The 8,709-nt window shown below is 68.4% G+C and carries 8 protein-coding genes; 5 read left to right on the forward strand and 3 right to left on the reverse strand.

Annotated elements, in window-relative coordinates; translation table 11 throughout:
• Nucleotides 1-1,169: glycoside hydrolase family 15 protein (locus tag KBX53_RS13180; protein WP_210859469.1), on the reverse strand; the 1,169-nt coding region annotated here is incomplete at its 3' end.
• Between the two features lie 149 nt (nt 1,170-1,318).
• Nucleotides 1,319-1,912 (reverse strand): TetR/AcrR family transcriptional regulator, encoded by a 594-nt coding sequence (locus KBX53_RS13185; RefSeq protein WP_036410724.1) that lies wholly within the window; start codon nt 1,910-1,912, stop codon nt 1,319-1,321.
• Between the two features lie 96 nt (nt 1,913-2,008).
• Between KBX53_RS13185 and KBX53_RS13190 the strand changes: the two genes are divergently transcribed.
• Nucleotides 2,009-2,386: a DUF4267 domain-containing protein gene (locus KBX53_RS13190; RefSeq protein WP_030328280.1), complete on the forward strand. Its 378-nt coding sequence runs from the start codon at nt 2,009-2,011 to the stop codon at nt 2,384-2,386.
• A gap of 90 nt (nt 2,387-2,476) precedes the next feature.
• Here the strand turns inward: KBX53_RS13190 and KBX53_RS13195 are convergent, their stop codons facing one another.
• Entirely contained in the window at nt 2,477-3,457 is a 981-nt protein-coding gene (locus KBX53_RS13195; protein ID WP_030328278.1) for a LacI family DNA-binding transcriptional regulator, read from the reverse strand.
• Between the two features lie 164 nt (nt 3,458-3,621).
• Here KBX53_RS13195 and KBX53_RS13200 point away from each other — a divergent pair, with 164 nt between their 5' ends.
• The 4 genes from KBX53_RS13200 to KBX53_RS13215 all read left to right on the forward strand — a co-directional run.
• A complete protein-coding gene (locus tag KBX53_RS13200) occupies nt 3,622-4,929 on the forward strand; it encodes an ABC transporter substrate-binding protein (protein ID WP_030328277.1) in 1,308 nt (435 codons plus the stop codon).
• Nucleotides 4,926-5,924, forward strand: a complete 999-nt coding sequence (locus KBX53_RS13205) for a carbohydrate ABC transporter permease (RefSeq protein ID WP_030328275.1) — start codon at nt 4,926-4,928, stop codon at nt 5,922-5,924. The genes KBX53_RS13200 and KBX53_RS13205 overlap by 4 nt, the downstream gene beginning before the upstream one ends.
• Nucleotides 5,921-6,787 carry a carbohydrate ABC transporter permease gene (locus KBX53_RS13210; RefSeq protein ID WP_036410721.1) on the forward strand — a complete coding sequence of 289 codons (867 nt, stop codon included), beginning with the start codon at nt 5,921-5,923 and terminating at the stop codon, nt 6,785-6,787. Before KBX53_RS13205 ends, KBX53_RS13210 begins: the two co-directional genes overlap by 4 nt.
• 150 nt (nt 6,788-6,937) lie before the next feature.
• Nucleotides 6,938-8,709 (forward strand): glycoside hydrolase family 3 protein (locus KBX53_RS13215; RefSeq protein WP_247675555.1); only part of this gene is annotated, 1,772 nt, incomplete at its 3' end.

Raw genomic sequence — 8,709 nt, forward strand, 5'->3', positions numbered from 1 at the left:
CGGACGGTGCTCTTCCACACCTGGTGCGAGACACGGATGCCCTGCTCGTCGGCGAGGTGCATGGCGTAGAGGGCCTCGCCGTGGATGTCGAGCTGGAGCTGGTCGGCGGCGCCGTTGCCGATCCGCACCGGGCGTGATCCGCGGTAGCCCTCCAGATGGTCCAGCACCTCCTCGTGCAGGTCGGAGGATCCGTCCACCCGATACATGATCTTCAGTGGATCCTGGTGGTCGCCGGCCTCGCGGATCCGCTCGTCCAGCCAGTTCATGTACCGGCTGACCTCCTCGGTGAAGCCGAGGCCGAGCAGCGCGTGCACGGAGAAGGACGTGTCGCGTACCCAGGTGTAGCGGTAGTCCCAGTTACGGGTTCCGCCGACCAGCTCGGGCAGCGCGGCGGTGGGCGCGGCGATCATCGCGCCGGTCGGCGCGTACGTCATGAGTTTCAGCGTGATGGCCGAGCGCTCGACCATCTCCCGCCAGCGGCCGGTGTAGCGGGAACGCTCGAGCCAGCGCCGCCAGTAGTCCTGGGTCCACTCGAACATCCCCTGGATCTCTTCGGGCGGGAAAATGCGCGGTTCGCTGCCGCCCGTCTCCAGGACCACCCCTCCCGTGTCACCTTCGTTCAGCGTGCCGTACGCGACCAGGTCGCCGCCCTCAAGGTGGATGTCACCCTGCTCGGAGATCAACCGCCGCACGGGGTCGACCGGGTTGAACGTCAACGTCGCCGACCGGCTGCGGAAGACGTAGCCGTCGTGGTGGCGCTCCAGTTGATGCTCGTCGCGGGCGTAGTTGAACCGCGGTCGGCACTCCACCCGGAAGCGCATGCTGCCCCGGACCATGGTGACGAGGCGGACCAGGCGGTGCGCGTCGGTGACCCGCTCGCCGGTGACCGGCATGAAGTCCATCACCTCGGCCACACCGTCGGCGCTGATGAACCGGGTGATCAGGATGGGCGTGCCGGGGAGGTAGAGCTGCTTGGTCACGTACCGCACGTCGTGCGGCGCGATCTGGAAGTAGCCGCCCTTCTCCTTGTCCAGCAGCGCGGCGAAGATGCTCGGCGAGTCGAATCGCGGCGCGCAGAACCAGTCGACAGTTCCGTCACACGTCACCAGCGCGGCGGTCTGCAGATCGCCGATGAGCCCGTGATCCTCGATCGCCGGATAGCTGTCCACGTCTCTCCCCGGTTCGGCGGCGTCCTGCGCATCGAACCTAGGGAAAAGATTGTCGACTTAGGTGAGATTCACGTTCTGCCACCCTGTCGCGTGCGCCGGCGTGCGCCGGCCGTCCGGGCGGCCCGTGACGATCATCGGAGCGCAGGCTCTTACGGAGTGCCCGGGCTCGCCGGGGAGTCGGCGAACCTGGTGACGAGGAGGTCGATTCGTTCCTCCTGGCCGGCTGGGGGGATGCGACCGCTCTCCGACAGGACGGCGATGCCGTGCAGGGCGCCCCAGAGGACTTCGGCGAACAGCTCGCGGCGCTCGTTGGCCGGGGGAAAGCAGCTGACGAACTCGTCGAAGCAGGCTCGCAGCGGGGCCGGTGTCTCGGCGCTCGCGAACGTCAGTTCGGTGGGCAGGATGAACATGGCCTGGTAGAGGGCGGGGCGTTCGGTCGCGAAGTCAAGGTAGGCGCGGCAGACGGCGCGCAGGGCGTGCGCGGGCCCGGGGGCGGCCTGCCGTGCGCGGCGCAGGTGGGTGGCGAGTTCGCCGAACCCGTCCAGGGCGACGGCGCTGACGATGGCGTCCTTGCCGTTGAAGTGGCTGTACAGCACCGGCTGGCTGTACTCGACCCGGTCCGCCAGCCGTCGTGTCGTCACCGCCTCCCAGCCTTCGGTCTCGGCGAGCTCCCGCGCGGCCGTGATGATCAGCTGGTGGCGGTGCGCGCGTTCACGTTCACGGCGCTCGCTGATGGCGGACATGAGCGAATTCTAGCAACGCTAGACATCCTGCCGAAGGCAAACTATCTTCGCTATCGAATCTAGCGACGCTAGATATCCGTCCAGGAGGAGATGCTCATGCTCACCACCATCGCCACCGTGCTCGCCGGCCTGATCGGCGCGGGCATCATCGTCATCGGGGTGCGCGCCTTCTGGGCGCCACAGGCCGCAGTCGGCTTCGGCATCCCCGGCACGCCCACCGAGGACCGCAGCTTCCAGGCATGGCTGACCGTCAAGGCCGTGCGTGACATAGCGTCCGGGCTCTTCGTCTTCATCCTGGTGGCGGGAGCGACACCCGAGCTGCTGGGCTGGTTCATGCTGGCCGCCGCCGGCATACCTGTCGGCGACGCCCTGATCGTGTGGCGCAGCAACGGCCCCAAGGCGATCGTCTTCGGCGTCCACGGGGCCACGGCCGTGGTGATGCTGGCGGTCAGCGTTCTTCTGCTCGTCGCCTGACCACTGCCTGGCGACGGGTCCGCGCGCCCCGCGCCGGCTCGCCCCCCGCGTGGCGCAGGACGAAGCGCCGGCCGTCTGGCCGACTGGGCGTCAGCGGTGCGGGCGGCAGGAGGAGCGGATGACCAGCTCCGTCGGGAGCCGGATGTGGGTGTCGCGCTCGACGCCGGCGATCAGGTCGACGAGCAGGCGCAACGCCTCGGCGCCCATCCGCTGCAGCGGCTGCATGATGGTCGTCAGCGGCGGGTTGACGAGCGCCGACTCCGGCACGTTGTCGAAGCCGATCACCGAGAGGTCGTCGGGCACGCACAGGCCCATGTCGCGGGCCACGGCCATCGTGGATATCGCCGAGAGGTCGTTACCCGCGAAGATCGCGGTCGGCCGGTCCGCGAGGCCGAGAAGCTCCGCGGCCGGGCCGGCCGCGGTCTCGATCCGGAACCCACCGGGGCGGACGAGCCGCTCGTCCACCGGCACGCCGGCTTCGGCCATCGCACTGCGAAAGCCGGCCTCGCGCAGCTGCGCCGACATCAGGTCGGTGCGTCCGCTGATGTGCCCGATCCGGGTGTGGCCGAGGGAGAGCAGGTAGTTGGTCGCCAGCACCGCACCGGCGAAGTTGTCCGAGTCGACGGTGGGTAGGTGGGACGGACCGGTGTGCGGGTCGACGGCCACGACGTGGAAGTTGTTCTCGGTCTCGACCACTGTCGGCGTGACGATCACGGCGCCGTCGATGAGAGTGCCGGAGAGCCGGGCGAGCGAGCGCCGCTCCCATCCGACTGCCGCGCCCTCGCCGTCCCCGCTGGAGTAGGCCAGTAGCTGGTACCCACTGCCCGCGACCTCCTGGGACGCGCCCTTGAGAAGCTCGGTCGAGAACGGCTCGAACTCGGCCAACAGGATGCCGAGCACGTTGGTCCGGTGGCTGCGCAGGCTCTGCGCCCCCAGGCTCGCCTCGTAGCCGAGGTCGTGGATGACCTGCTGGACGCGCTCCACCGTCGCTCGGGCCACGCCGTATCTGCCATTGACGACCTTCGATACGGTCGCGACCGAGACGCCGGCAGTGCGTGCGACATCGGACATCTTGACGCGCTGCTGAAACACCACGTCGATGATGATAGGGCCGCAGTCGACGAGGTGTCGCCGCCGATTCGAAAACGTTATCGATACCGATTGACATCAAGTTACATGACTGTAAAACTTCGCCGCAGGCCGAGTACCGCGACTGAGTAGTCGAGGAGACATCGATGGCAACTAAGCGACGTAGAAGTGCCGTCCTGGCACTGTTGATGACAGGTGTTCTCGTTGCCGCCGGGTGCAGCGGCGGCGGCGAAGAGGCAGCCCCTCAGGGGGAGCTCTACAAGGACCCGGTGACCCTGACCTGGTGGCACAACGCCTCGCAGGACGGGCCCGGCAAGACCTACTGGGAGAAGGTCGCCAAGGACTTCTCCGCACTCCACCCCACGGTCAAGATCGAGATTGAGGCGATCGAGACCAACCAGCTGCAGCGCACCAGGATCCCCGCCGCGCTGCTGAGCAGCGACCCGCCGGACATCTTCATGACCTGGGGCGGCGGTGAGATGACCGAGCAGGTGGAGGCCGACTACCTCAAGGAGGTCACCGACCAGGTCAAGGCCGAGGTCGCCAACATCGGCAGCGCCGCAGAGATCTGGCAGGTGAAGGGCAAGCAGTACGGCCTGCCGTTCCGGATGGGCATCGAGGGCATCTGGTACAACAAGGACATGTTCGCGCAGGCGGGCATCTCGGCTCCGCCGACCACGTTCGAGGAGCTCAACGCAGCTGTCACCAAGCTCAAGGCGATCAACGTCGTTCCGATCGCCGTGGGTGCCGGTGACAAGTGGCCGGCCGCGCACTGGTGGTACAACATGGCGCTGCGCGCCTGCTCGGTCGACACCCTCAAGAAGGCGGCCGCGGAGAAGACCTTCGACGATCCGTGCTTCGTGAAGGCCGGCCAGGACCTGAAGGCGTTCATCGACACCAAGCCGTTCCAGCCCAACTTCATCGCCACGCCGGGCCAGAACGACCCGACCAGCGCCAACGGCATGCTCGCCAACGGCAAGGCCGCGATGGAGCTGATGGGTGACTGGAACCGCGGCACGCTGGACACCGTCGCCACGGACAAGACCAAGCTCGCCTCGTTCCTCGGCTGGTTCCCGGTGCCGGCGATCTCCGGTTCGCCGGGTGACCCGAAGGCGGCCCTCGGTGGTGGCGACGGGTTCTCCTGCTCCAAGAACGCGCCCGCCGAGTGCGTCGAGTTCCTCAAGTACATCGTGAGCCCCGAGGTGCAGAAGGGCTATGCCGAGACCGGCACCGGCCTGCCGGTGGCCAAGGGCGCAGAGGGCGCCGTGAAGGATCCCGCGCTGACGTCCATCCTGCAGGCCACCTCCGGATCGAGTTACGTCCAGCTCTGGTTGGACACGGCCTACGGCAGCACCGTCGGGACCGCGATGAACGACGCGGTCGTCGCCATCTTCGCCGGCAACGGGACGCCTGAGAAGGTCGTCTCGGCGATGAAGGCGGCCGCAAGCAAGTGACCTCCGCCAACCAGATCCGTATGCCCGCCGGCGGCGCTTCCGCGTCGCCGGCGGGCCCCCGCCAGGCTGGGCGCGCGTCCGCCCGCCGCGCCGACAACCGCCGCAAGTGGTACGAGATCATCGGCCTCACCACGCCAGCGATCCTCATCTACGTGATGTTCGTGCTGGTGCCGATGGGCTTCGCGGTCTACTACAGCCTGTTCCGCTGGCGCGGGGTCGGGCCGCCCACCGAGTTCGTCGGCCTGAGGAACTACACCCTCGCCTTCCAGGATCCGATCTTCCTCGACGCGTTGCGCAACAACGCCATCATCGTGTTCGGGTCGCTGCTGATCCAGGGCCCGATCGCCCTGGGCGTCGCCCTGCTGCTCAACCGTCGCTTCCGTGGGCGCGCCGTGTTCCGCCTGCTGGTGTTCGTGCCGTACGTGCTCGCCGAAGTCACCGTCGGCATCATGTGGAAACTGCTCCTGACCGGCGACGGCACCGTTGACGCGCTGCTGCGGTCCCTGGGCATGGGCGGGCTGGTGCAGGCCTGGCTCGCGGACCTGGACGTGGTCATCTGGACCCTGCTGGCCGTCCTCACCTGGAAGTACGTCGGCTTCGCCATCATCCTGCTCCTCGCCGGTCTGTCCAATGTGCCCGACGAGCTGACCGAGGCGGCGTCCATCGACGGCGCGAGCTGGTGGCAGATCCAACGGCACGTCACGATCCCGCTGCTCGGCCCGACGATCCGGATCTGGATGTTCCTGTCCATGATCGGTTCACTGCAGATCTTCGACATGATCTGGGTGACCTCGGTGCCCGCGGTGCGGTCCCTCGGCGCATCGGCCACCATGGCGACCTACATGGTCGACAACGGCTTCTTCGCCCGGCTGTGGGGCTACGGCAACGCCGTGGCGGTAATCCTATTCGTCATCTCCTTCGTGGCGGCGCTGCTGTTCCAGCGGTTCCTGCTCCGCCGCGACATCGAGGGCGCCATCACCGGAAGGGCGAAGTGACGATGGCCGTGAACAGCGTTCTCCCCCAGTCCAACGGGCGTCGTCAGATTTCCTGGGGCACGCCGCTCACCTACGCGATAGCCCTCGCGATCGCTGCGGTGTCGATCGCCCCGGTCATCTACGTGGTCATCGGCGGTTTCCGCACCACCCCGCAGATCGTCGCGGACCCGGCCGGCCTGCCCGACCCGTTCGTCTGGGACAACTACGCCCGGGTGCTGACCCAGAGCAACTTCTGGCGGCAGGCGTTCAACAGTGCAGTCATCGCCCTCGGCACCACGCTGGCCGTGGTCGTGTTCGGCCTGGCCGCCGCGTTCGTGCTCGCCCGCTACCGCTTCCGCGGGCGGGAAGGGCTCTACACCTTCTTCACCCTCGGTCTGCTGTTTCCGGCCGGGGCGGCGATCCTGCCGCTCTACCTCATGCTGCGGGACCTGAACCTGATCAACTCCTACTACGCGGTGATCCTTCCGCAGGTCGCCTTCTCGCTACCACTGACGATCGTGATCCTGCGTCCCTTCCTCTCGGCCATCCCGAGAGAGCTGGAGGACGCCGCCGCCATCGACGGTGCGAGTCGGCTCGGTTTCCTCTGGCGTGTCGCGATGCCGCTGTCGCGGCCCGCGCTCGTCACCGTTGGCGTGCTGGCGTTCGTGGCGAGCTGGAACTCGTTCCTGCTGCCGCTGCTCGTCCTCAGCGACGTCGACCTGCACACCCTGCCGCTGGGCGTGCAGAACTTCTCCAGCCAGTACACCACCGACACGGCAGGCGTCCTCGCCTTCACCTCGCTGGCGATGCTGCCGGCACTGCTGTTCTTCACGCTCGCGGAGAAGCAGATCGTCGGTGGCCTGCAAGGTGCGGTCAAGGGCTGAGCGGCAGCGGTACGAGCACAACCAGAGAGGCACAGCATGACTGAGGTCCACGAGGTGGTGGGCGGGCCGGCGCCGGCTCAGGCAGATCCGAACCACAGCCGACAGGGCGGGCGCGACGGAGGGGATCGCCTCCACGACCTCCTCGGCCGGATGACGATCGAGGAGAAGATCGCCCAGCTCGTCGGCTTCTGGGAGAAGGAGGACGGCGAGGCGGTCGCACCACTGCAGGGGGAGTTCGGCGACAACTCCAAGCTTGAGGACTTCTCCCGGCACGGGCTCGGTCATCTCACCCGCGCCTACGGCACCCGTCCCCAGGATCCGGCGCAACGCGCGTCCTGGCTGTGGAAGTTCCAGCGGGACCTGGTCACCGGGACCCGGCTGGGCATCCCGGCAATCGTCCACGAGGAGTGTCTCACCGGGCTGTCGGTGTGGAAGGCCGCCACCTTCCCCACCCCGCTGGCCTGGGGTGCCGCGTTCAACCCCGAACTGGTCACCGAGATGGCCGCGGCGATCGGCGCCTCGATGCGGACTCTCGGCGTCCACCAGGGGCTCTCCCCGGTGCTCGACGTGATCCGCGACCCCCGCTGGGGTCGGGTGGACGAGTGCATCGCTGAAGACCCGTACCTGGTCGGCACCATCGGCACGTCGTACGTGCGCGGCCTGCAGTCGCAGGGGGTGCACGCCACCCTCAAGCACTTCGTCGGCTACTCCGCCTCGCGCGCCGGGCGCAACTTCGCCCCGGTGCACGCCGGCCGACGGGAACTGGCCGACGTGCTGATGCTGCCGTTCGAGATGGCGATCATCGACGGCGACGCGCGGAGCGTCATGCACTCCTACACCGACATCGACGGGGTGCCCGTCGCCGCCGACCCGACGATGCTGACCGGCATCCTGCGCGACCAGTGGGGCTTCGACGGCACCGTGGTCGCCGACTACTACGGGGTCGCGTTCCTGAACCTGCTGCATCACGTGGCGAGCGACCACGCGGAGGCGGCCGGGCAGGCGTTGACGGCCGGTCTCGACGTCGAGCTGCCGACCGGCGACGCCTATCTGACCCTGCGGGAGTCGGTACGGACCGGCAGGATCGACGAGGCGATCATCGATCGCGCGGTGCTGCGGGTGCTGCGCCAGAAGCTGGACCTGGGCCTGCTCGACGCGACCTTCAGCGACGAGCCGCCGCAGGCTATCGACCTCGACTCACCCGAGCACCGGTCGATCGCCCGCCGGCTCGCCGAGGAATCGATCGTGCTGGTCGCCAACCGGGACGCGCTGCCACTGCCGGCGGGTCGGCGGATGGCCGTCATCGGCCCCAACGCCGATCGGCAGAGTGCGCTCTTCGGGTGCTACTCGTTCCTCAACCACGTCCTCGTCCAGCATCCCGGCGTGGAGACCGGCATCGAGGTGCCGACAGTGCTCGACGCCGTGCGGGTCGAGTTCGGCGACGACCTCGTCACCTGGGCCCGGGGCTGCGACGTGGACAGTGACGACCGGTCCGGCTTCGACGAGGCGGTCGCCACGGCGTCCGCCGCGGACGTCGCCGTCCTGGTCGTCGGCGACCACGCCGGCCTCTTCGGACGCGGCACGGTCGGCGAAGGGTGCGACCGGGACGACCTGGAACTGCCCGGCGTCCAGCGCGAACTGGTCGAGGCGGTGCTGGCCACCGGCACGCCGGTGGTCCTGGTGCTGCTCACCGGGCGGCCGTACACGATCGGTTGGGCGCTGACGCGCTGTGCGGCGGTGGTGCAGGCGTTCTTCCCGGGCGAGGAGGGCGCCGGGGCGATCGCGGGAGTGCTCTCCGGGCGGGTCAACCCGTCGGGCAAGCTGCCGATCACCATGCCCGGGCCGGCCGGGGCGCAGCCCTACTCGTACCTGCACCCCACCCTCGGTCAGGGCAACGAGGTGACCAGCCTGCCGGCGATACC

This window comes from Micromonospora sp. M51 (assembly GCF_018070305.1).
In the GTDB taxonomy this organism is placed as follows: domain Bacteria; phylum Actinomycetota; class Actinomycetes; order Mycobacteriales; family Micromonosporaceae; genus Micromonospora; species Micromonospora parva.

Bases quoted from the DNA above. Each gene is read 5' to 3' on its own strand.
- KBX53_RS13185 (WP_036410724.1), bottom strand. From the start codon at position 1,912: ATGTCCGCCATCAGCGAGCGCCGTGAACGTGAACGCGCGCACCGCCAC.
- KBX53_RS13200 (WP_030328277.1), top strand. From the start codon at position 3,622: ATGGCAACTAAGCGACGTAGAAGTGCCGTCCTGGCACTGTTGATGACA.
- KBX53_RS13195 (WP_030328278.1), bottom strand. From the start codon at position 3,457: ATGTCCGATGTCGCACGCACTGCCGGCGTCTCGGTCGCGACCGTATCG.
- KBX53_RS13190 (WP_030328280.1), top strand. From the start codon at position 2,009: ATGCTCACCACCATCGCCACCGTGCTCGCCGGCCTGATCGGCGCGGGC.